This window comes from Alistipes sp., assembly GCF_020026455.1.
Classification (GTDB): domain Bacteria; phylum Bacteroidota; class Bacteroidia; order Bacteroidales; family Rikenellaceae; genus Alistipes.
The window spans coordinates 71015-94264 of sequence record NZ_JAHHQJ010000006.1 but is presented as its reverse complement, the minus strand read 5'-3'; the positions used below and the strand labels follow the sequence as shown (position 1 = coordinate 94264).

Below are 23250 nucleotides of genomic sequence, written 5' to 3'. Positions count from 1 at the left end.
TGCTACCTTTGGAGGTCAAAACTGTACGCAATGATGGATTTGAAGACGATACGTGCCGAACTGCACAAGCTGACCGCGCTTGTCGACGGCTGGGAGCCTTCCGGGGAAATTCCGTCCCTCGAACGCGACCTGGCACTGGAAAAACTGCGGACGCTCTACGATGCGGTGCGCTTTACGGAGGAGGCATCCGCTCCGGAATTCCCGGCTGCGGAGGCGGAGCCCACGGCGGCTCCTGTGCCCATTGACCTGGGGGCGGTGCTTTCGCTCGACCCGACGGACGACGCCGTATTTGAACCCGTTCCCGAGCCCGACGCCGCATTCGATGCGGAGGCGGAACCCGCGGAGCCGCTTGCAGAGTCCGGTGCAACGGATGGATCCGCTTCCGCCGCGGTATTTGCCGGTATGGAACCCGTTGTGGAGACGCCCGAAATGGCAGAGCCTGCGGTGGCGGATCCCGAACCGCAACATGCGGATGGATCCGGCATTGTGCCTGCTCCGGCCGCGGCTTCCGAGGCCGAATCTGTCGCCGAAGAACCCGAGTCGGGCGCAGCTCCCGAACCGATTGCCGCATCCGTGTCGGCTGTTGAACCAGCCGCCGAGGCCGAACCGGCTGTTGTGCCGGCCGCAACTCCCGAATCCGAACCCGCTGTTGTGTCAGTTGCAACTCCCGAATCCGAACCGGTTGCCGCATTCGTGCCGGCTGTTGAACCAGCCGCCGCGTCGGAACCGGTCGTTACTCCGGTGCCCGCTTCGGAACCCGCTGTTGTGTCGGCCGCAACTCCCGAATCCGAACCGGTTGCCGCATCCGTGCCGGCTGTTGAACCAGCCGCCGCGTCGGAATCGGCTGTTGCTCCGGCTCCCGCTTCGGAATCCGCTCCGACATCCGTTTCGGCGCCCGCTCCGGCTCCGGAACCCACTCCCGCGGAGAAACCCCAATACATCGCGCCCACGTTGTTCGGACTGGAGGAGGAGACCGTCCGCCATCGGCACAAACAGCGCGTCATCATGTCGCTCTACGACACGCCTGCATCCGTTGAAAAGCCTGCAAAGCCTGCAAGGACCGAAGCGGCGGGAAGACCGGTGGGGCGCCCCGAACCCGTTGCAGCACCCGAACCCGTTGCTGCTCCCGAACCCGTTGCTGCTCCCGAATCCGTAGCGGCGTCCGAACCCGCTTCCTACGCTGGGTCCGTGGCGATGCCCGAGCCGGCGGTTACATCCGCAAATGCCGGGCTGCAGTCCGGAATGCCCGGGTCCCAGCCCGCGGCAGAACCCGTCTTTGTTCGGGAGGAGTCTGTTGCCGCAGAGCCGGAGGAGGCCGCATTCGAAACAAAGGAGGTTGCGCTTCCTGTCGGAGCCGTGCTGGGCGAGGTGATCAACCACGACGTGCAGACGCTGGCCGACACGATTGCTCCGCGCCCCGACATGGCGTCGGAACTGCGCCGCAGCGAGCCGATCACCGACCTGCGCCACGCCATCGGCATCAACGACAAGTTCCTGCTGATCCGCGATCTCTTCGACGGCGACGGCGAGGCCTACGAAGAGGCGATCGGGGCGCTCAATGCCTTCGACGATTTCGATGAGTGCATGATCCATATCGCCGAGAACTATGCCTGGAATCCCAATTCGGACGGCGCGAAGTTCATGATGGAGTTGCTCGAACGTAAATTTGCCTAACACGATGGCCAAGCTCTATATCGTACCTACGCCGATCGGGAATCTGGACGACATCACGCTGCGCGCGGTGAACGTCCTGCGCGAGGTGGATTTCATCCTGGCCGAGGACACGCGCACGACGTCGTTCCTGCTGAAGCACCTCGGCATCGAGCAGAAACTCCGTTCGCACCACAAGTTCAACGAGCACGCCACGGTCGAAATGGTCGCCGGGGCGATCGCCGCGGGACGCAATGCCGCCCTGGTCTCGGACGCCGGGACTCCCGGGATTTCGGATCCGGGGTTCCTGCTGGTGCGCACGTGTGTCGAGGCGGGGATCGAGGTCGAGACGCTGCCCGGCGCCACGGCGCTGATTCCGGCGTTGGTGCAGAGCGGATTTCCGTGCGACCGGTTCTGCTTCGAGGGCTTCCTGCCCCAGAAGAAGGGGCGCACGAAGCAGCTGCAGGCCCTTGCTGACGAGGAGCGCACGATGATTTTCTACGAATCGCCCTATCGCGTGGTCCGGTGCCTCGAGCAGTTGGCCGAGGTCTTCGGCGAAGACCGCCGGGTCTCGGTATCGCGCGAGATCACCAAGAAGTTCGAGCAGACCGTGCGCGGGACCGTCGCCGAGGTGCTCGACCATTTCCGCACGACCGAACCCAAGGGTGAGTTCGTGATTGTTGTGGCCGGAAAGCCCAAAGTCCGCCGCGTCCGGGAGGACGGCGAGGAGTAATAACCCAAAAACAAAACACATTTGATGGAAGAGAACCGTACAGACGACACACAAAAGACAGAACGTTCGTTTTCAACGTGGCTCGGGGAGTTGCGCGAATTCATGAAGGGCCGTTTCAGCCTCGACGACGACAAGGCGCAGCGCGACGAGGTTGTGGCCTCCATCTCGAAGGGCGTGGAGTTCCGCGGCGTCAACCTTTGGGTGCTGATCTTTGCCACGATGATCGCTTCGCTGGGTCTGAACGTCAATTCGGCCGCGGTGATCATCGGCGCGATGCTCGTTTCGCCGATCATGGGGCCGATCATGGGCGTCGGCCTCGCGCTGGGTATCAACGATTTCGAACTGTTCAAGAAGTCGCTGCGCAATCTGGTGCTGATGTTCATCGTCGCCATCATCACCTCGACACTCTATTTCTTCCTCTCACCGCTCTCGTCCAACAGCAGCGAGCTGCTGGCGCGCACCGTGCCTACGACCTACGACGTGCTAATCGCCCTGTTCGGTGGCTTGGCGGGCATCGTGGCGCAGACGCGGCAGGACCGCACGTCGACCGTCATTCCCGGCGTGGCCATCGCCACGGCCCTCATCCCGCCCCTCTGTACGGCGGGCTTCGGACTGGCCACGGGGCAGTTCCGCTTTTTCATAGGTGCCTTCTACCTCTTCTTCATCAACTCGGTGTTCATCGCCCTGGCTACCTATGCCATGGTGCGTTTCCTGCAATATGAGAAGAAGGTCTTCATCGACAAGGCCCGCGAGCGCACGGTCAAGCGGCTGATGATGATCATCACGCTGGTGACCTTCATCCCGAGCGTCTTCATCGGTTTTCACATGGTCCGCGTCTCGTTGTTCGAGGCTGTGGCCGACAAATACGTGTCGCAGGTCTTCAACTTTCCGCATACCCGCGTGATCGAGTGCAACAAACACTATGCGCGGGGCGAGAATCCCTCGCAGATCGAGCTGCTGCTCGTGGGCGAGCCGCTGGGCGAGGAGGTGATCGAAAACGCCCGGACGCAGATGCGCAGCTTTGGGCTGGAGACGGCCGAACTGGTTGTACGGCAGGCCAATACGGAGGACAAGGTCGATGTGGTTTCGCTCCAGAAGAGCTATCAGGAGCTGCTGGAGGAGAAGAACCGCCGGATCGACGAGATGTCCTCGCTGCTGAAACGCTACCGGGTGACCAATGTCGAGGTGAACGACATTTCGCGCGAAGTGGGGGCCATGATGGGCAACATCGGGGCCATTTCGCTGACCAAGGGCATCACCTTCGACGTTGAGGGTACGCCCGGCGATACGACGCTCGTGTGTGTGGTGACACCCCGCGATTCGGCGCTTCCGGTCGACCGTGACACGCTGATCCGCTGGCTGAAAATCCGTACCAAGGTCGAGAACGTCAAACTCTTCGTGGAACCCTAAGCCGGGCGACAGGCATGAAACGAACCGATCTGACCCTTTTGCAGCACTTTTGGCTGGAGACCCTTTGGCTGGGCGCACGCGTGTTCGCCGTGATGCCTTACTGGTTCAAGTACTATGTCGTTGAGAATCTGCTTTTCGGCCTGCTTTACTACTGCCTGCGCTACCGCATGAAGGTTGTGAAGACCAACCTGCGGAACTCGTTCCCCGAGAAGAGCGACGAGGAACTGGCCGCCATACGGAGACGGTTCTACCGCACGCTGTCCGAAATCTTCGTCGACACGATCAACATGGCCTACATGAGCGAGGAGAAGGGCCGGACGGTGCTCACCGTCAAAGATCTGGAGAAGCATGTGGAAGCGGTGCACGGCCGCGACTGGATCGCCATGACGGCCCATTTCGGCTGCTGGGAGTATTGCTCCTACTGGGGGCTTTATGAGCGGTCGCAGATGCTGGTCGCCGTCTACCACCCGCTGCGCAGCAAGGTGATGGAGGAGCTTTACCGGCGGCTGCGCAATTACGAAAATTCGATGACCGTCTCGATGAAGGAGAGCCTGCGTTTCTACCTGCGCAACCGGGCCAAGGGCATCGACGGCAAGAACCTCGTGATGGGGCTTATCGCCGATCAGAATCCCCCGCGGCGTCCCGACAGCCGTTGGTTCCGCTTCCTCAATCAGGATACGATCTTCTTCGACGGCGGCGAGAAACTGGCCCTGCGCTGCAACCTCCCGGTCTATTTCGTGAAGATGAACCGTCTGCGGCGGGGACGTTACGAAATATCCTTCGAACTTATTTATGACGGCAAAGAGGAGGTCGCCGAATACGAAATCACGCAGCGTTACGTTCGTCAGTTGGAGCGGATGATCTGCGAGTGTCCCGAACTGTGGATGTGGTCGCACCGCCGCTGGAAGCACAAACGAACTCATGCCGATAGCTAAAATCGTCATACTCAACTGGAACGGCGCAGAACACCTGCGTCGGTTCCTGCCGTCGGTCGTGGCTGCGGCTCCCGCCGGGGTCGAAGTCATCGTCGCCGACAACGGTTCGACGGACGACTCCCTCGGGCTGCTCGCCGCCGAATTCCCGTCGGTCACGGTCCTGCGCATGGACCGCAACTACGGCTTTGCCGGGGGCTACAACCGCGCATTGGAGCGCGTCGAGGCCGACTATTACCTGCTGCTGAACTCCGATGTCGAGACCCCCGAGGGGTGGCTTGCGCCGATTCTCGACTGCCTGGACCGGAATCCCGATGTGGCGGTCGTCGCGCCGAAGCTGATCTCCTTTGCCGACCGCACGGAGTTCGAGTATGCCGGGGCTGCGGGCGGCTTTATCGACTACCTGGGCTATCCCTTCTGCCGGGGGCGCATCCTGCGCCGTGTGGAGAAGGACCGGGGGCAGTACGACGACGAACGCGATGTTTTCTGGGCGAGCGGTGCGGCATTCTGCTGCCGGGCTGAGGTGTTCCGCGCGCTGGGCGGCTTCGACGGCGATTTCTTCGCCCACATGGAGGAGATCGACCTCTGCTGGCGGATGCAGCTGGCGGGTTACCGGGTGCGGATCGTGCCCCGGAGCCGGGTCTACCACTTGGGCGGCGGTACGCTCCAGACCGATTCCCCGGCCAAGGTTTTCTACAATCACCGGAACAACCTTGCCATGCTTTACAAGTGTGCCTCGCCCGCACAGCGGCTTTTCGTGGCCGTGGTGCGCCCGGCACTCGACCTGCTTGCCGCGCTGTCCTACCTCATGCAGGGGCACTGGGACAACTTCCACGCCGTGTTCCGCGCCTACCGCGACTTCATCCGCTGGCATGGGGCACTGGCTCGCAAACGCCGCTCGATCCGCGAAAGCCGCAAGGCTTCGGCCGCGGACAACATCTACCGCGGCTCGGTGGTGCTGCGCTACCTTTTCGGCCGGCGGACCTTCGGCGACATGATGGGCTGACGGGAAAGTGCGCAAGCGCCGAAAGGGAGTCTGGCAGCGTCCGGCCCCTTCCCTCCCTGCTGCGAGATGGTTCCCAAGCCTGCCGGCACGGACGGCCAGGAGGACGCAAACCCGTCCGGTTCTCCCGGAGCCTGTTTCGGTTGATGGCGCTGCTCCCGCCTCTTCTGCCCTCTCCCCGGGGCGAATCCGGCAACGTGGAACGATAAATGCCAAAAAAAGACATCCGGACCATGCCAGATGTCTTTTTTTATTGGTGCAGCCCTTTCTATTTGTTGATTTTGGCCCACGAGTCCTTGAGTGTCACCGTGCGGTTGAACACCGGATGCTCGGGAGTCGAATCGGTATCGGGGCAGAAGTAGCCTACGCGCTCGAACTGTACGGCCTGACCGACGGGGATGTCGCGCAGCGAAGGTTCGAGGTAGCCTGTGATTTTTACCATCGATTCGGGATTGAGGTTGTCCTCCCAGGTCTGTCCTTCCTCCACATCGTCGGGATCCTCCTTCGTGAAGAGCGGATTGAACAGCCTGACTTCAGCCTCCACGGCGTCTTTGGCCGACACCCAGTGGATAACGCCTTTCACACGGCGGCCGTCGCTCGACGAACCTCCGCCCGACATTGGGTCGTAGGTGCAGTGCAGTTCGGTGATGTTGCCCGCATCGTCCTTGACAACCTCCTCGCACTTGATGAGGTACGAATAGCGCAGGCGCACCTCGCCGCCTGGCGAGAGGCGGAAGAACTTCTTGGGCGGATTCTCCATGAAATCGTCGCGCTCGATCCAGATCACCTTCGAGAAGGGAACCTGCCGCGTGCCGGCAGCTTCGTCTTCGGGGTTGTTGATGGCCGTGAACAGCTCGGTTTTGTCGTCCTCGTAGTTCGTGATGACCACCTTCAGCGGATTCAGCACGGCCATGCGGCGCTGGGCAACCCGGTTCAGGTCCTCACGTACGCAGTACTCCAGCTTTCCGAGGTCGATGACGTTATCGCGCTTGGCGACGCCCACCATCTCGGCGAAGTTGCGCACCGAGGCGGGCGTGTAGCCCTTGCGGCGCAGGGCGCAGATGGTCGGCATGCGGGGGTCGTCCCAGCCCATCACGGCGCCCTCCTGCACGAGCTTCAGCAGCTTGCGCTTCGACATCATCGTATAGGTGAGGTTCAGGCGCGCGAACTCATACTGGTGCGAGGGGAAAATGTCGAGCGCCTGGATGAACCAGTCGTAGAGCGGACGGTGGACGTCGAATTCCAGGGTGCAGATCGAGTGGGTGATGCGCTCGATCGAGTCGCTCTGGCCGTGGGCGTAGTCGTACATCGGGTAGATGCACCATTTGTTGCCCGTGCGGTGGTGCTCGGCGTGGATGATGCGGTACATGATCGGGTCGCGGAACAGCATGTTCGGGTGGGCCATGTCGATCTTTGCGCGCAGGACCTTGGCCCCGTCGGGGAATTCGCCGTTCTTCATCCGGGTGAACAGATCGAGGTTTTCCTCCACCGAGCGGTCGCGCCACGGCGAGGGCGTTCCCGGCACGGATACCGTGCCGCGGTTTTCGCGGATCTCCTCCTGCGTCTGGTCGTCGACGTAGGCCAGTCCCTTCTTGATCAGCACGACGGCCCATTCGTAGAGCTGGTCGAAATAGTCCGACGCATAGCGCTCCAGCTCCCACTGGAAGCCGAGCCACTGGATGTCACGCTTGATCGAGTCGACGTACTCCACATCCTCCTTGACGGGGTTCGTGTCGTCGAAGCGCAGGTTGCACTTGCCGCCGTATTTTTTCGCCAGTCCGAAGTTGATGCAGATGCTCTTGGCGTGGCCGATATGCAGGTAGCCGTTCGGCTCGGGCGGGAAACGGGTCTGTACACGTGTTTCGCCCTTGGCGATCGACTCTTCGATGATCTCTTCGAGGAAGTTCAGCGACTTCTCCCGAGTTTCGTTTGTTTCGCTTGCCATGTTATTTTTTGTGATTCTTGCTGTTGTAAACGGTTTTGAGCAGTTTCACCCCCACGACCAGCATCTGCTGGGTTCCCAGGGCCGTGCCGTCGTGATGGGCGGCAAATTCCGCGCGGACCGAGACCGTGTCGTCGAAGAACGACCGGCGGAAGGAGAGCGCCGTGCGGCTGTATACCTTCTGGTCGGTGCGGAAGAAACTTTCGGCGGGGTAGAGTTCGCGTCCGTAGGGGAGCGGTGTGCCGTCTTCGAGCTGGTGCCCGTAGAAGAAGGGGTGGAGGTTCTCCCCGACATAGAGACGTTGGTCGAGCGAGAGTCCCCAGCGGCTGATCCGGAAGGCGAACTCGCCCATGCAGGGTTTTTCCCACGAATGGCCGAAGCTGCGGTCGCGCTGGGCCGAGAGCAAAGCCCCCAGTTTGATGTCGAAGTCGAAGAAGGCGTTGAACCGCACGCCGATGCAGGGGTTGAGCAGCTGCAGGTCGACGACGTTTTCGATCGGCGCCCCCTTCTGTCCCGCATAGTGGAACATCGAGTAGTTGAAGCCGTAGTAGAACGTGTCGAGGTAGTGGCGCCCTGCGAGCAGGATGCGGAATTTCTCGCGCGAGAGGGTGGAGTACATGCCCTCCCAGTCGCAGACGAACTCGACGTAGGAGTCTCTTTTTCCGTTGTACTGCGCCAGCACGCCGTTCATGCGGTTGTGGAAGAAACGCTCCGACTCGGAAAAGAAAGCCGTCGAATAGTCGTCGTCGTGCATCATGTCGCGCGTGAAGATACCGGCCGCGGCCGTCACCCGGGGTGTCTGGAACTGGTAGTAGAAGACGGGTTTGATCTCCGACAGATAGGCCGATTCGGCCGATCCGAAGTTCTTGATCATGTCCGCGGCGACGACCAGCGTGTTTTTCTCGTCCCACCGGATGCCGATGCGGGGCGTCAGCCGGGCCGCGAAGTCCGTGCCCGATTCGATGTCCAGGCCCGGCACGGCAAACTCGTTGCTGCCGAATTCCTTGTTGTCGAAATACATTTTGAAATCGGTTCCCAGCAGAATCTCCTGTGCGTGTCCTGTGGCGACGCATCCGGAAAAGGCGAGCAAGAGTAAGAGTTTTTTCATAGGTCTCGACGGAATATAGCTGACAAAAGTAAGGAAAAGATTTCAATTTTATTTACTTTTGCCCCCGAAATCAATCGTTTCGAACCCATTATGCGCAAAATTACCAACGAAGAACTCGGCAGACCTTCGGTCGAGGAGTTTGCCGCGATGGAAAAGATGCCCGTCACGGTGGTGCTGGACAACGTCCGTTCAGCCCAGAATGTCGGGGCCTTTTTCCGCACGGGCGACGCTTTCGCCGTGGAGCGGATCCTTCTGTGCGGCATCACCGCCACGCCTCCCTCGCGCGAGATCCACAAGACGGCCCTCGGTGCCGAGATGACCGTGCCCTGGAGCCATTGCGCTTCGACCGCGGAGTGCATTGCACAGCTGCATGCCGAAGGATATGCGGTCTATGCCGTGGAGCAGGTCGAGGGTGCCGTGATGCTCGATGCGTTCCGTGCCGCGCCGGGCGTGAAATACGCGCTGGTCTTCGGCAACGAGGTCGACGGTGTGGGGCAGGAGGCGGTGGACCGGTGCGACGGGGCCATCGAGATCCCGCAGGCCGGGACCAAGCATTCGGTCAACGTCTCGGTGGCCGGGGGAGTCATTTTGTGGGACTTCTTTTGTCAAATCCGTCCGAAGCGTTAACTTTGCCGCGTTGTAAAATTTAAAATCCGAAAAAAATGTCAGTAGAAAGCACCGTCCGTGCGGTAACGACTTACCGCCTGACGGAGATGAAACAGCGGGGCGAGAAGATCGCCATGCTCACCTCTTACGACTATTCGATGGCCAAGATCGTCGATGCTGCGGGTATCGACGTGATTCTCGTGGGCGACTCGGCTGCCAACGTGATGGCCGGTTACGAAACCACGCTTCCCATCACCCTCGATATGATGATCTACCACGCCCGGTCGGTCGTGCGCGCCGTGGAGCGGGCGCTGGTCGTCGTCGACCTGCCTTTCGGAACCTATCAGGGCAACTCGAAGGTGGCGCTCGACTCGGCGATCCGCATCATGAAGGAGACCGAGGCCGACGCCGTGAAGATGGAGGGCGGCGAGGAGATCCTCGAGTCGATTCAGCGCATTCTCTCGGCGGGTATTCCCGTCATGGGACACCTCGGGCTGACGCCCCAGTCGATCCACAAGTTCGGGACCTACACCGTCCGTGCCAAGGAGGAGGCCGAGGCCGAAAAGCTGCTGCACGACGCTCACCTGCTGAGTGACGCGGGCTGTTTCGGCATCGTGCTCGAAAAGATTCCCGCGGCGCTGGCCTCGCGCGTGACCGCCGAGATCCCGACCCCGACGATCGGTATCGGAGCCGGTGGTGGCTGCGACGGGCAGGTGCTCGTGATTCACGACATGCTGGGCATCAACAAGGGCTTCTCGCCGCGCTTCCTGCGCCGCTATGCCGACCTGCATACGGTGATGACCGATGCCGTGGGGCGCTATGTCGGCGATGTGAAGGGATGCGATTTCCCCAACGAAAAAGAGCAATACTGATTTTTGCCCATAGCGGCGCTCCGACTGCCGCACCTTCGTCGAATCCCCGGACAGGCCGCTCGTCGTTGCGCCCTGTCCGGGGATTTCGCACGATGCGCGCGGTGCTGCGGTCGGAAAACGGCACGGGTCCGTTTCCCTTTTTGCATTTTGTTGATAAAAAAAGCGACGGACCGGGCCGGAAATTAGGCCGTTTCGAAAAAAAACACTACATTTGCGAGCAACAAAAATCCACGTTCATTATGTCTTTTATCAATGAAAGGGTTCAGCCCGAAGGACTTACCTTCGACGATGTGCTGCTTGTACCCGCCTATTCGGAAGTGTTGCCGCGAGAGGTCAATGTTCAGACCCGTTTCTCGCGAAATATCTCGCTCAACATCCCCATTGTGTCCGCCGCCATGGACACGGTAACCGAAGCGCCGCTGGCTATTGCCCTGGCGCGGGAAGGTGGTGTCGGCGTGATCCACAAGAACATGAGCATTGCCGAGCAGGCCGCGCAGGTCCGCAAGGTGAAACGTGCCGAGAACGGCATGATCTACGATCCGGTGACCATTTCCAAGGACCACACCGTCGGCGATGCCCTGAGCCTGATGAAAGAGAATCGTATCGGAGGTATTCCCGTGGTCGATTCGGACCGGATGCTTATCGGCATCGTCACCAACCGCGACCTGCGCTTTCAGCGCGACATGCAGCGCCGCATCGAGGAGGTGATGACGCCCGGCGACCGCCTCGTGACGACGCACAACCCCGAACTGGCCCACGCTCAGGAAATACTGCTCAACAGCAAGATCGAGAAGCTGCCCGTGGTGGACGACGAAGGTCGTCTGGTGGGGCTTATCACCTATAAGGACATCACCAAGGTGCAGGATCATCCCAATGCCTGCAAGGACGCGAAGGGCCGTCTGCGCGTGGCGGCCGGCGTCGGCGTCACGCCCGATGCGATGGAGCGTGTGAAGGCACTGGTCGACGAGGATGTCGACGCCGTGGTGCTCGACTCGGCACACGGCCATTCGGCCAACATCGTCACGATGCTCAAGCGGATCAAGGAGGCCTATCCGTCGCTCGACGTCGTGGTGGGCAACATCGCCACGGGCGAAGCCGCCCGCTACCTGATCGAGAACGGCGCCGACGGCGTGAAGGTCGGCATCGGTCCCGGTTCGATCTGCACGACGCGTATCATCGCCGGAGTGGGTGTTCCCCAGCTGACGGCCATCTACGACGTGGCCTGCGTGGCCCGCGAGAGCGGCGTCCCGGTGATTGCCGACGGCGGACTGCGCTATTCGGGCGACCTGGTGAAGGCGCTGGCTGCGGGTGGCGACTGCGTGATGATCGGTTCGATGTTCGCCGGTACGGAGGAGGCTCCGGGCGAGACGATCATCTTCAACGGCCGCAAGTTCAAGAGCTACCGCGGCATGGGTTCGATCGACGCCATGAAGGCTGGATCGGCCGACCGCTACTTCCAGAAGGGCTGCGAAGGCAACATCAGCAAACTCGTTCCCGAAGGTATCGCCGCGCGCGTACCGTTCAAGGGCTCGCTTTCCGAGACGGTCTACCAGCTCATCGGCGGCGTTCGTTCGGGCATGGGCTACTGCGGCGCGAAGGACATCCAGGCGCTCAAGCAGGCCCGCTTCATCCGCATCACGGCTTCGGGCATGCAGGAGAGCCATCCGCACGACGTGGCCATCACGAGCGAGGCGCCCAACTATTCGAGCGAACGATAGGGGGCGATGATCGGGCGGAATGGACGGATCCGCTGCGAAAGGCTTGCGGTGCCTGTCTCCGTGGGGAGGGGCTGTCGACCTGCCTTTCGTCGGACAGCCGGCTGCTTTCGCCCTGCTGCACCCGCTTACGGCGGCCGTGGCCCGCTACGCCGCTTTTCGCATGTTGCACAAGAAAAAGTAAAACCAAGATAGATGGAAAAAATCCTGATTCTCGACTTCGGATCGCAATATACGCAGCTGATCGCACGCCGCGTCCGCGAACTGAATGTCTATTGCGAAATCCACCCCTTCAACAAGATCCCGGCCATAGACGCATCGGTTCGGGGTGTGATCCTTTCGGGCAGTCCCTTCTCCGTGCGGGATGCACAGGCCCCGACTCCCGACCTTTCGGCCTTCAAGGGCAAACTGCCGCTGCTGGGCGTCTGCTACGGCGCACAGTTCCTGGCCTCGGCCTTCGGTGGCGAGGTGCAGCCGGCACCCAGCCGCGAATATGGCCGTGCGATGCTCACCGTGGGTAATGCGTCGGACGCACTGATGCGCGGCCTTCCGGCCCGCACGCAGGTGTGGATGTCGCACGGCGACACCATTACGCGCGTGCCCGACAACTATGAGCTGATCGCCAGCACCGAGGATGTGCGTGTCGCCGCTTTCCACGTGGGTGGCGAACAGACGTGGGGCATCCAGTTCCACCCTGAAGTCTACCATTCGACCGACGGCACGCAGCTGCTCAAAAACTTCGTCGTGGACATTTGCGGCTGCAGTCAGTCGTGGACCTCGGAGAGTTTCGTGGAGGCTACCGTGCGCGAGCTGCGCGAGAAGCTGGGCGACGACAAGGTCGTGCTGGCGCTTTCGGGCGGTGTGGACTCGTCGGTGGCGGCCGTGCTGCTGCACAAGGCCATCGGCCGGAACCTCTACTGCGTCTTCGTCGACTCGGGCCTGCTGCGCAAGAACGAGTTCGAGGAGGTGCTGGAATCCTATAAGCACATGGGGCTGAATGTCAAGGGCGTGAATGCCTCGGCCAAGTTCCTGGGCGACCTGGCGGGTGTTACGGACCCCGAGCGGAAGCGCAAGATCATCGGCCGCGACTTCGTGGAGGTGTTCAACGAGGAGGCCATTCAGATCAAGGACGTCAAGTGGCTGGCACAGGGTACGATCTATCCGGATGTGATCGAGTCGTGTTCGGTCAACGGCCCTTCGGCCACGATCAAATCGCACCACAACGTCGGAGGGCTCCCCGAGAAGATGAATCTCCGGATCGTCGAGCCGCTGCGCCTGCTGTTCAAGGACGAGGTGCGCCGCGTGGGCCGTTCGATGGGTATTTCCGAGCAGTTGATCGGCCGTCATCCCTTCCCGGGACCGGGCCTCGCGATCCGCATTCTGGGCGACATCACGCCCGAGAAGGTCGAAATCCTCCAGAATGTCGACAAAATCTATATCGACTCGCTGCGCGCAGCCGGACTGTACGATCAGGTGTGGCAGGCGGGAGCGATCCTGCTGCCGGTGAAGAGCGTGGGAGTGATGGGCGACGAACGCACTTACGAGAGCTGCGTGGCCCTGCGTGCCGTGACCTCTACGGACGGCATGACGGCCGATTGGGTCCATCTGCCCTACGAGTTCCTGGCCAACGTGTCGAACGACATCATCAACAAGGTCAAGGGGGTCAACCGCGTAGTCTACGACATCTCCTCCAAACCGCCCGCAACCATCGAGTGGGAGTAGGGGATTCCCGCCCCGGGAACGGGCCGCATCCGCAGGAGACCTTCTGTCAGGTCCGATGCCTGCGGCAGGATGCGGGGCCGATGACCCTTCGTGCGCTGCGTTTCTCGGAACGCATGGAAACGGAGCGGTTGACGTGAAATACGGATTGCAACCGGGACGGCGGTCTTCAGACTGTTGTCACGGTTGTTTTTGCCTCTCCGGACGCCTCGCTCCGCATGGCAGTCCGCGGCGGGCATTGCGCCTGTTCCGATTGCCGTCCGCCGTAAGCTCGTCGTCGTTTGCCCGAAATCCTGAAAGAGCCGTCCCGCCGGAAGCTCGTCGTCGCTTGCCGAAAATCCTGAAAGCGCCTGCCCGCTGGAAACTCCTCGTCGCTCGCCGAAATACCGCTGCCGTTTGCAGGAAGACCTCCGCTGCCCGCCGGAGGGCGCCCGACGGCGAAGGGTTTGGAGCTAAAGTCTTTCGGGGACGGGTTTTTCGGGGCTGAAGGTTTCGGTTGCGAGTTTTCGGGGTGAAATTTTTCGGGACGGATGCCCCGCCGAAGTCGGATTGCCGGCCGTAAGGTGTGTGCGGTGACGCTCCGGTGTCGGAGAAAAAGAGCCGATCGTTGTTCCTTTGCAGGCTTTATTTTCCTACATTTGTAGGTTCAAAAACGAAATTATGGAATCGTTGGAAATTAACAAAGTAGAGATCCGCAACCTGCAGCGTGAAGATTACGACCAGTTGGCCAACTCGTTTACCCGTGTCTATGCCGATGGAAGCGACGTTTTTTGGACGCCGGAGCAAATCGACAAACTGATCCGCATCTTCCCGGAGGGGCAGATCGTCGTCGTTGTGGACAGCAAGATCGTGGGCTGTGCACTTTCGATCATCGTGAATTACGATGACGTGAAGAACGACCACACCTATGCCCAGGTTACGGGGAACGAAACCTTCGACACCCACACCCGCACGGGGAACATCCTCTACGGGATCGAGGTCTTCATCCATCCCGACTACCGGGGGCTGCGCCTGGCGCGGCGCATGTACGAATACCGCAAGGAGCTGTGCGAAAAACTCAACCTGAAAGCCATCATGTTCGGGGGCCGTCTGCCCAACTACCACAAGTATGCCGAACAGATGCGCCCCAAGGAGTATATAGACAAGGTGCGCCAGCGCGAAATTGTCGATCCGGTGCTGTTGTTCCAGCTTTCGAACGATTTTCATGTCCGTAAGGTGATGCGCAACTATCTGCCCAACGACGAGGAGTCGCGCCATTACGCCTGCCTGCTCCAGTGGGACAACATCTATTACCAGGCTCCGACCGAGGAGTATGTCCTGCCTAAAACCACGGTGCGCATAGGCATCGTACAGTGGCAGATGCGCAGCTACAAGACCCTTGACGACCTGTTCGAGCAGGTGGAGTTCTTCGTCGATTCCGTAAGCGGCTATCAGAGCGATTTCGTCCTGTTCCCCGAATACTTCAACGCCCCGCTGATGGCGCGGTTCAACGATGTCAGCGAATCGGAGGCCATTCGCGGATTGGCCCAATATACGGATGAAATCCGGGAGCGGTTTATCGCCTTGGCCATCAAGTTCAACATCAACATCATCACGGGCAGCATGCCCCAGATCAAAGCCGACGGGCAGCTCTACAACGTGGGATTCCTCTGCCGCCGCGACGGAACCTACGAAATGTATGAAAAACTGCACGTTACGCCCGACGAGATGAAGTGCTGGGGATTGAGCGGCGGCAAGACGATCCGCACATTCGAGACGGACTGTGCGAAGATCGGCGTACTGATCTGCTACGACGTGGAGTTCCCGGAGCTTTCGCGCATTATGGCCTCCGAGGGGATGCAGATTCTCTTCGTGCCCTTCCTCACGGATACGCAGAATGCCTATTCGCGCGTGCAGGTCTGCGCCCATGCCCGGGCCATCGAGAACGAATGCTTTGTCGTGATCGCCGGCAGTGTGGGCAACCTGCCCAAGGTGCACAACATGGACATCCAGTATGCCCGCTCCGGAGTCTTCACACCCTGCGACTTCGCCTTTCCGACGGACGGACGGCGTGCGGAGGCAACGCCCAATACGGAGATGATCCTTATCTCGGACATCAACCTGAACCTGTTGAACGAACTGCATACCTACGGCAGCGTGCGCAACCTCAAGGATCGCCGCAGCGACCTGTACGAGGTGCGGATGAAGAAATAAAGGACACACTGACGGGCCTGCAGGAGTGGGGCGCATGCCGGATCAGTGCGCGAAAATGCGTATATTTGCACCTCGCATATACCGAATACGATGAATGATTTTGCAGCCATAGATTTCGAAACGGCCAACGGGAAACGCTCGAGCGTCTGCTCGGTGGGTGTCGTCGTCGTGCGCAACGGCGAGGTGGTCGATACGTTGTATCGTCTGATCCGTCCCCGGCCCAATTTTTACACCCATTTCACGACGGCCATCCACGGCCTGCGCTACGAAGATACGGCCGATGCCCCCGATTTTGTGTCGGTCTGGCGCGAAATCGAACCCCGCATCGAGGGGCTGCCGCTCGTGGCCCACAACTCGCCCTTCGACGAAGGCTGTCTGCGGGCAGTCTTCGAGCTCTACGGCATGCCCTGGCCCGGTTATACCTTCCACTGCACCTGTCGTGCCTCGCGCCGCACGTTCGGCAGCCGCCTGCCCAACCATCAGCTGCACACCGTCTCCGCGGCCTGCGGTTTCGACCTCGAAAACCACCACCACGCACTGGCCGACGCCGAGGCGTGCGCGCGGATTGCCCTGAAAATCCTGTGATCTGCGGGTGCCGCCCGCCAAGACAGTTTTTTACGAATTCACCCTTGCCGGAAGTCCTCGGCAGGGGTGAATTTTTCGGTGACTTGTCGCGGGACGGCTTCCCCTCCCCGGTCAAAGACCCAGTTCCACTTGGAAGCGGATCTCCCAGCGGTTGTAGTGGGGGTCTACGGACCTGCTCCGGGTATTGTACGACATGTCGGCCTGCACTTTGAGGCTGTGGCCTATGATGTAGCGCGTGATGCCCAGCGTCGTCTGGTTCCAGTTGCGGTATCCGGCCAACGGCTGCACTTCGCTGTCCGGGAACAGCGTCGAGTTGCGTAGGGCGATTTCCCATTTTTTGTTGAACAGGTAGCTGGTCTGCACGTTGAGACCCTGTCCGTTGTAGACGAAGGCTCCGGTTTCGGGGCTGAACAGCGGGTCGCTGCACGAACGGCCCATGAAGTCGGTGTAGAAGGCGAAGCCCCGGTATTCGAGGATGAAATCGACGAAATAGGAGCCCAGGTCGCGTGTGGCGTCGCCGGGCATCACGGCGCCCCGCTGCCCCCTCAGCCGCGAGGCCTTGTGGTTGTAGGAGTAGGCTCCGGCGAGCAGAATCTTCACCCGCTCCTCAAACTCGTAGTTGCCCTCGATGACATCGCCCTTCGACTTGAAGCGCCCCAGCGGGTAGAGCTCCAGACGCCCCGTATAGGCCAGTCCTCCGTTCGGCGAACTGCCCCAGTTGCGGCCTTTGCCCAGCGTGATGGAGCCCTTGGCCGAGAGGTTGAAGCCCTCGCCGTGGTGCATGTTGTATTCGCCGAAGAGTCCGAAGTCGCGGTCGAGGTTGAACTCGCTGTTGACGATGCTCCGGTCGATGAACTGCAGGGCGCCCGACGAATTGATCCGCGCACGGTTGGCCTTGATCTTGGTCTGTCCGAAGCCGATGTTCCAGGTGGCGTTGGGCACGTAGTAAACAATGGCGTCGCGCACGATGTTCATGTCGCCGTCGGGCAGCGGCTCCGTGTCGTAGGAGGTGAATCCCAGTTGGATCGAGTAGACCAGTTTGGGCGAATAGATGTAACCGTCGAAACGCAACCGCAACCGTTTGACCCGGGCTTCGGTCTTGGTGAGCGTGAAGTCGTCGTCGAACGACAGCGACAGGAGGTTCTGCATGCGGAAGCGCATCGTTAGTTCGAACCAGTTGTTTTTGGGCCGGAAGGTGATGCCCCTGCCGACTTCGATATTGGGCATGTTGCGCAGCTGTGCCAACAGTTCGCCGGTCGAATCGGGCATGATGATCGCGGAGAGGAAGCTGCGTTTCTGTGCCGCAGGAGCCTGCGGCTTCTCTTGTGCCGCGGCCAGTGACCAGCAGACGGTCAGCAGGAGCAGGATCGGAAATTTTTTCATCGTCTCTTTCTGTTAAACCTCTTTCGGTTGCATGTCGGACAAAAGTACAAAAAATATGCAGAGCCCGGGAAACCGCGATGCAAAATTGAGCTGAAAATCTGAAAGGAATTTGAAATAGGACTGCGGCAGGGGACTTTTATCCGTGTTCGACCCCCATCCTTCCCGGCATTCGATCGCGAACTTCACCGCGTCCGGTTGTGTACCTCTCCGCATTCGCCCCTGCACCCCTTGGTGTTCGACCCCCATCCTTCCCGGCATTCGATCGCGAACTTCACCGCGTCCGGTTGTGTACCTCTCCGCATTCGCCCCTGCACCCCTTGGTGTTCGATCCCCGTGCTCCCCGGCATCCGATCGCGCAGCCCTTTGCATCCCCACCTCTCCCTGCGCATCGGCGGGCGACAGCAGCGCCGCCTGATGCCCCGCCGTTGCCGGAGACACCAGGGCGGGATGGTGCGGTTGGTCGGGACGGGTTTGGGGTCAGATATGCAAGTGGAACAGCTTGGCGATGCCCGTCACGATGATCTGGACACCGACGCAGAAGGTGAAGAAGGCCACCATCTTGTTGATGACGATGCTGCCGCTGTTGCCGATTTTTCGGATGATCCGTTCGCCCTGCGACAGGAACAGGTAAAGGATCAGGCACATCAGGACGATGACCAGCGCGATGGTTGCGTAGGAGAGCAGGCCCCGTGCCCAGCCGTTCTTCATGCTGACCGATGCCATCAGCGTCAGTATTACCGAGACGCTGCCCGGGCCGATGCTGATGGGGAAGGTGATCGGGTAGAAGATCTGCGACTCGATGGCCGATTTGTGGATGGGGTTGATGTCCTTGCCCTGGGTCCGTCCTACCGAGGAGTCCGAATCGCCAAGCCATTGCAGGGCCGTGCGGCAGATCAGTACCCCTCCGCCCAGCTGGATGATCGGGAGCGAGAGGCCGAAGAGCGACAGCACAAAATGGCCCACGGCCAGACTTCCCAGCCCGACGAGCAGGTAGTCGGTGACGATCCTGCGGATGATCGACCGGCGGTCCTCGTCGCTCAATCCCGACAGCAGTCCGTTGACCAGAAATCCGGATCCCACGGGATTGGCCACCGGGAACAGAGCCATGAAGGCGGATATGAACGTGAACAGAAATCCTTCCTTGAACATCTTGAGGTTCGGAACTTTGTATTGCAGGCTTGCATGCCGCAAGAACTGTTCCAAAGCGTTCGTTTCCCAACGGAACGCCGTGGTCCGAGGGCGGAAGAGGTCGGGGTTTCGGATCGCGCGAAATGCTGCATTCTCCGCGGCGAAATCCGATGCGATTCGGTCTTGCCGTGAATAATTTCATGGGATCCATAAAGGTCTTTTCAAAAGGTTTGTGTATCTTTACGATTGATTTTGGGGAGTTGTCCATTCGATTTTGGGGCCCTGTTTCGATGAGTACTACAATTTTGAAGTTCAATGAAAAGAATATTGCTGTTTTTTGCGTTGCTGTTGCAGGCGGTTGTCTCACATGCGCAATTCAAAGTTAGCGGTTTGGTTACCGATTCGATCGGTGAGCCAATAGGGTCGGCGGTCGTTGCCTTGATGCATCCCCAAAATGGAATGCCGTTGCAACAAGGTATTACAACGACGAAGGGGCAATACAATTTAAGAGCGGAAGGGGAGGTGCAGCTTCTTGTCGGTTGTTTGGGATACAGGCAATATGTGAGTCCGCCATTTATCATCTCATCGGATACGGTATTGACTACGGTCAAATTGGCTCCTGAAGATTTTTTATTGAAGGACGTCGTCGTGATCGGAGAAAAACAAACTCCGTCCGTGAAGATCGAGAACGGAAAGATGATATTTACCCCCAAAAACAGCAGTATCCTGGCCGGAAGTACGGCTCTTGAAGTCCTGAAGAAAACTCCGGGCATATTTGTGGACGGGGAGAACAACATCAGTATCGGCGGCAAGAACAGTGTGCAGGTAATCCTGAACGGCAAGCAGACATACATGCAGAAGGATGAACTGATGACACTTCTGAAAGCGATCCCGTCGTCTTCCGTTTCGTCTGTCGAGGTGATGCACAACCCATCGGCACAATACGCCGCCGAGGGGTCGGGAGGTATCATAAACATCAACCTGGATAGACGGAAAGCCGAAGGTTTCTTCTTTTCTCTGAACAACGGAGTCTCGTATTGGGAAAATCTGAGGGAGAACACGGAGCTGTCTTTCAGCTATACGAAAAGCCGGTTCAGCCTGTCGGGAAACTACAACCATGCCTTCGGATATTACAACATGGACTATGGCATGCATCGTATTCAGGAGGGGAAGGATTATTACAGTCCCACACGGGACACGGACAAGCGTAAGACCATATCGGGGAATCTGAGTATGGAGTACCGCTTGAATGACAAACATCTGATCGGTGCGAGAGTCGATGCGAATACGCTGTTCGGCCCCGGGCAGACCAACACGCTGACCGAGATCAGGGATGCGGACACCCGGCAGCTGGAGCAGATGCTCTATGCGGGCAATGACTATTATATGCAGAAGGGAAACAGATATGGCGGAACCCTTTACTACATGGCAACTCCCAGGGAAGGGGTCAGCTACACGTTGGACCTGAACTATGCGTGGTTTGACGGAGGGTCGGGTAACCGGCAGCCTAATAAACAGGTGTCGCCCGACGGTTCCGTCTTGCAGGACAAGCTCTATAAATCGGTAAACAGCAGGGATATACATATCTACGCCGTGTCATACGATCAGAAGCATCCTTTGTGGAACGGCGAATTGAAATCGGGACTGAAGTTCTCGTCGGTCAATGCTGATAACGGATATCGGTTCTATGATGTGAAAAACGGTCAGGAAACAATGGACAAATCCCAGTCGAACGACTTCGACTACCGGGAGCGGATTCTGGCGGGATATGTTTTGTATACTCATTCGCTGGGCGACAAGATAAGCCTGGAAGCCGGCCTGCGTGGCGAATATACTTTTTCCGACGGTCTGCTGCGTTCGATCGACGGCGGCGATGAAGCCAACAAAAGGGACTATTTCGATCTGTTCCCGACATTCCATCTGAACTATTCGATAAACGACAACCATGCACTGACCCTAAGCTATGCAAGTCGCATAGACCGTCCGGCCTATCAGGACCTTAATCCGTTCGAGTACCTGCTCGATGAATTGTCCTACTGGAAAGGAAATCCGTTTCTGACCCCTCAGAAAGCCCGCCAGGCGGCTTTGACCTACTCCTGCAAGCGGACTGCAATCACGGCCACCTATTCCTTTTTGAAGGATTACAAGGCCCAGATTACGGATACGCTTGCGGTCAATAAGGTGATTATGACCCCAGAAACATCGGGAAGCAGCAACGGGCTTCGCTTACCCTGTATCAGGGGATTCATATTGCACGCTGGTGGGAGATGAATCTGAACCTGACGGGCTATTATGTAAAAAACGACATCGCGTTTGACCGATACCGAACATTCAATCTCGATGGGTTTGCCGGGATATTCGCCATACGGAACACGCTCAGATTACCCTGGCACGTGCAGATGGAGTTGAACGGTTCGTATGCAACCCGGCGTCTCGGAGCCTCGAATGAGCGGATGGATCCTTCGGGATATGTCGATATCGGTTTCAGCAAGAGTTTTGCAAACAAAACGTGGACCGTCAATCTTGCCATGAGTGATATTTTCTGGACCAGCAGATGGGATAATTACAGGTCGTTCAGCGGCTTTCGGTTGTGGAACTGGGGTAAAAGCGAGTCGCGGCAGGTCAAGATGAATATCACCTACCGATTTGGCAGGCAAAAAGATCATTCACATACCGGCAACTTTGACGAAATAGATCGGTTGTAACTCGGCGGGGCCTGATTGCCGGCGAGATCTGCCGCATCGTGGCGCGGCGCCGGCCACAAAGGCCATCCGGGATTCCGTACATCGGCGGCAGCCATCCCGATGGGGCGGAGCCGCTGATTGGCGATGCGGCGCCGAATGTCGGCCCTATTTGCGGAAGATGAAATAGACGGCTAAAATCAGGCAGAGGAATCCCGCGAGGTGGTTCCAGCGCAGGGTGTCGGATTTCATGAAGACCAGTGCGAAGAGGGTGAAGACCGAGAGCGATACGACCTCCTGGATCACCTTCAGTTCCCAGATCGAGAACGGACCTCCGAATTCGGCACTTCCGATGCGGTTGGCGGGGACCTGGAAGCAGTATTCGAACAGCGCGATGCCCCAGCTCAACAGGACGATAGCCGCCAGCCCGAAGCGTTCGAGCCGCGATTTGAATGCGATGTGTCCGTACCAGGCCAGCGTCATGAAGGCGTTGGAGACGACGAGCAGCAGAACGGTGGCAAAACCCCGAAACATAGGATACAGATTTTTAAACGGCGCAAAAGTAGCAAATTATTCGATAGGATCTCCTCCCGGCGGTAAAATACACTGTGGCGATCGGTGATTTTGTCGGGCGTCGGCCGTCAATGCAACGCACAGCGGGCCGCGCCGCACTGTGCGCTGTGTCGATACATGCCGCGTGCCAATCGCCGCGTGCCATTTCTGCGACCGCCCCTGCGGTATTCCGCGATTCGGGGGCTGCATTTTGGGGCAGGAGCCGCCGTGTTGAGGGGCCTGAAAATGCGGGTTTGTGGCTGTCGGCAGGTTTGGGCGTGGCCGATGCGCGGCCTGTTCCCACCGTCGCCCGGCCGGTTCAGGCCAGCAGGATGTCTGTATCGGTGATGTCGGCAAATGAGTCGATGATCCGGTCGACCAGCGGCTCGCGTTCCAGTTCTTCGCGCGGCAGGGTGGTCGTAAGGGCCACGATACGGCCTGCACCGGCCCGCTTCGCCGCTTCGAATCCCGCCCGTGCATCCTCGAAGATCACACACTCGGCGGGCGAAACGCCCAGTGCGGCCGCCGCCTTGAGGTAGATCTCCGGGTCGGGTTTGCAGTGCGAGACCATGTCGCCCGAGATTGCCGCCCCGAAATAAGGCCGGAGCGCACAGCTGTCGAGCACGAAATCGACATTGGCCTTGCACCCCGACGAACCTACGGCACACGGAATCCCTGCTGCGCGGAGCCGTTCGAGCAGTTCCGTCAGTCCTGCCACCTGGCGGATCTCCGGGGCGTATATTTCGCGGTAGATGGCCTCCTTTTCGTCGGCCAGGGCTGCGAGGCCCTTTTCGCGGATCACCTCCTCGGGCATCACCAGCCGCATGATGTCGTCGTTGCCCATGCCGAACCCGTTGGCGAGTTTCTCTTTCCAGTCGGTGACGCCGTGGCGCGTGCAAAAGATTTCGAAGGCCCGGATGTGTACCGGGGTGTTGGCGACCAGCGTGCCGTCCATGTCGAATATAACTGCTTTCTTCATCGTCGGTTTCGTTTTCCGGTCCCAAAGATAGGCAAAATCCCCGACACGCAGGGCTTGGA

Annotated in this window: 17 protein-coding genes and 1 pseudogene; 12 read left to right on the top strand and 6 right to left on the bottom strand. The window is 59.4% G+C overall.

Annotation, left to right across the window (positions count from 1 at the left end; all coding sequences use genetic code 11):
- Positions 1–30 precede the first annotated feature (30 nt).
- Genes QZ460_RS05145 through QZ460_RS05125 form a run of 5 tightly spaced genes read left to right on the top strand, consistent with a single transcriptional unit; the run spans position 31 to position 5731 of the window.
- On the top strand, positions 31–1674 hold the full coding sequence (locus tag QZ460_RS05145; RefSeq protein ID WP_290540513.1) for a hypothetical protein: 1644 nt from the start codon (positions 31–33) through the stop codon (positions 1672–1674).
- A gap of 4 nt (positions 1675–1678) precedes the next feature.
- Positions 1679–2383 carry a 16S rRNA (cytidine(1402)-2'-O)-methyltransferase gene (rsmI, locus tag QZ460_RS05140; protein WP_290540512.1) on the top strand — a complete coding sequence of 235 codons (705 nt, stop codon included), beginning with the start codon at positions 1679–1681 and terminating at the stop codon, positions 2381–2383.
- Between the two features lie 24 nt (positions 2384–2407).
- On the top strand, positions 2408–3793 hold the full coding sequence (locus tag QZ460_RS05135) for a TIGR00341 family protein (protein WP_290540511.1): 1386 nt from the start codon (positions 2408–2410) through the stop codon (positions 3791–3793).
- Between the two features lie 14 nt (positions 3794–3807).
- Positions 3808–4728, top strand: coding sequence for a lysophospholipid acyltransferase family protein (locus QZ460_RS05130; protein WP_290540510.1), 921 nt, complete (start codon positions 3808–3810; stop codon positions 4726–4728).
- Positions 4715–5731, top strand: coding sequence for a glycosyltransferase family 2 protein (locus QZ460_RS05125; RefSeq protein WP_290540509.1), 1017 nt, complete (start codon positions 4715–4717; stop codon positions 5729–5731). Before QZ460_RS05130 ends, QZ460_RS05125 begins: the two co-directional genes overlap by 14 nt.
- A gap of 265 nt (positions 5732–5996) precedes the next feature.
- On the opposite strand, the gene QZ460_RS05120 is transcribed toward QZ460_RS05125, so the two are convergent.
- Together QZ460_RS05120 and QZ460_RS05115 are read right to left on the bottom strand one after the other, a co-directional pair.
- Entirely contained in the window at positions 5997–7673 is a 1677-nt protein-coding gene (locus tag QZ460_RS05120; protein ID WP_290540508.1) for a glutamine--tRNA ligase/YqeY domain fusion protein, read from the bottom strand.
- A 1-nt stretch (position 7674) separates the two neighbouring features.
- Complete coding sequence (locus QZ460_RS05115) at positions 7675–8778, bottom strand: hypothetical protein (protein WP_290540507.1); 1104 nt, start codon at positions 8776–8778, stop codon at positions 7675–7677.
- Between the two features lie 90 nt (positions 8779–8868).
- On the opposite strand from QZ460_RS05115, the gene QZ460_RS05110 reads away from it, so the two are divergent.
- From QZ460_RS05110 to QZ460_RS05085, 6 genes are all read left to right on the top strand, one after another.
- The gene (locus QZ460_RS05110; protein ID WP_290540506.1) at positions 8869–9405 is read left to right on the top strand and encodes a TrmH family RNA methyltransferase; all 537 of its coding nucleotides are present in this window, start codon (positions 8869–8871) and stop codon (positions 9403–9405) included.
- Between the two features lie 35 nt (positions 9406–9440).
- Positions 9441–10256 (top strand): 3-methyl-2-oxobutanoate hydroxymethyltransferase, encoded by an 816-nt coding sequence (gene panB, locus QZ460_RS05105; protein ID WP_290540505.1) that lies wholly within the window; start codon positions 9441–9443, stop codon positions 10254–10256.
- A gap of 239 nt (positions 10257–10495) precedes the next feature.
- Positions 10496–11974: an IMP dehydrogenase gene (guaB, locus tag QZ460_RS05100; protein ID WP_290540504.1), complete on the top strand. Its 1479-nt coding sequence runs from the start codon at positions 10496–10498 to the stop codon at positions 11972–11974.
- Between the two features lie 192 nt (positions 11975–12166).
- Positions 12167–13693 (top strand): glutamine-hydrolyzing GMP synthase, encoded by a 1527-nt coding sequence (gene guaA / locus QZ460_RS05095; protein WP_290540503.1) that lies wholly within the window; start codon positions 12167–12169, stop codon positions 13691–13693.
- Positions 13694–14350: 657 nt separating this feature from the next.
- On the top strand, positions 14351–15883 hold the full coding sequence (locus tag QZ460_RS05090; protein ID WP_290540502.1) for a carbon-nitrogen hydrolase family protein: 1533 nt from the start codon (positions 14351–14353) through the stop codon (positions 15881–15883).
- 90 nt (positions 15884–15973) lie between these two features.
- Positions 15974–16468: an exonuclease domain-containing protein gene (locus QZ460_RS05085; protein ID WP_290540501.1), complete on the top strand. Its 495-nt coding sequence runs from the start codon at positions 15974–15976 to the stop codon at positions 16466–16468.
- A gap of 111 nt (positions 16469–16579) precedes the next feature.
- Here QZ460_RS05085 and QZ460_RS05080 read toward each other — a convergent pair whose 3' ends face one another.
- Both QZ460_RS05080 and QZ460_RS05075 read right to left on the bottom strand, forming a co-directional pair.
- On the bottom strand, positions 16580–17851 hold the full coding sequence (locus QZ460_RS05080) for a porin (RefSeq protein WP_290540500.1): 1272 nt from the start codon (positions 17849–17851) through the stop codon (positions 16580–16582).
- A gap of 477 nt (positions 17852–18328) precedes the next feature.
- Positions 18329–19000, bottom strand: coding sequence for a MarC family protein (locus QZ460_RS05075; RefSeq protein WP_290540560.1), 672 nt, complete (start codon positions 18998–19000; stop codon positions 18329–18331).
- Positions 19001–19294: 294 nt separating this feature from the next.
- On the opposite strand from QZ460_RS05075, the pseudogene QZ460_RS10210 reads away from it, so the two are divergent.
- Positions 19295–21684 (top strand): annotated as a pseudogene (locus tag QZ460_RS10210) (outer membrane beta-barrel family protein).
- 144 nt (positions 21685–21828) lie between these two features.
- Here the strand turns inward: QZ460_RS10210 and QZ460_RS05065 are convergent.
- Both QZ460_RS05065 and QZ460_RS05060 read right to left on the bottom strand, forming a co-directional pair.
- Positions 21829–22194 carry a DMT family protein gene (locus tag QZ460_RS05065; RefSeq protein ID WP_290540499.1) on the bottom strand — a complete coding sequence of 122 codons (366 nt, stop codon included), beginning with the start codon at positions 22192–22194 and terminating at the stop codon, positions 21829–21831.
- Positions 22195–22531: 337 nt separating this feature from the next.
- Positions 22532–23191 carry an HAD family phosphatase gene (locus tag QZ460_RS05060; protein WP_290540498.1) on the bottom strand — a complete coding sequence of 220 codons (660 nt, stop codon included), beginning with the start codon at positions 23189–23191 and terminating at the stop codon, positions 22532–22534.
- Positions 23192–23250 lie beyond the last annotated feature (59 nt).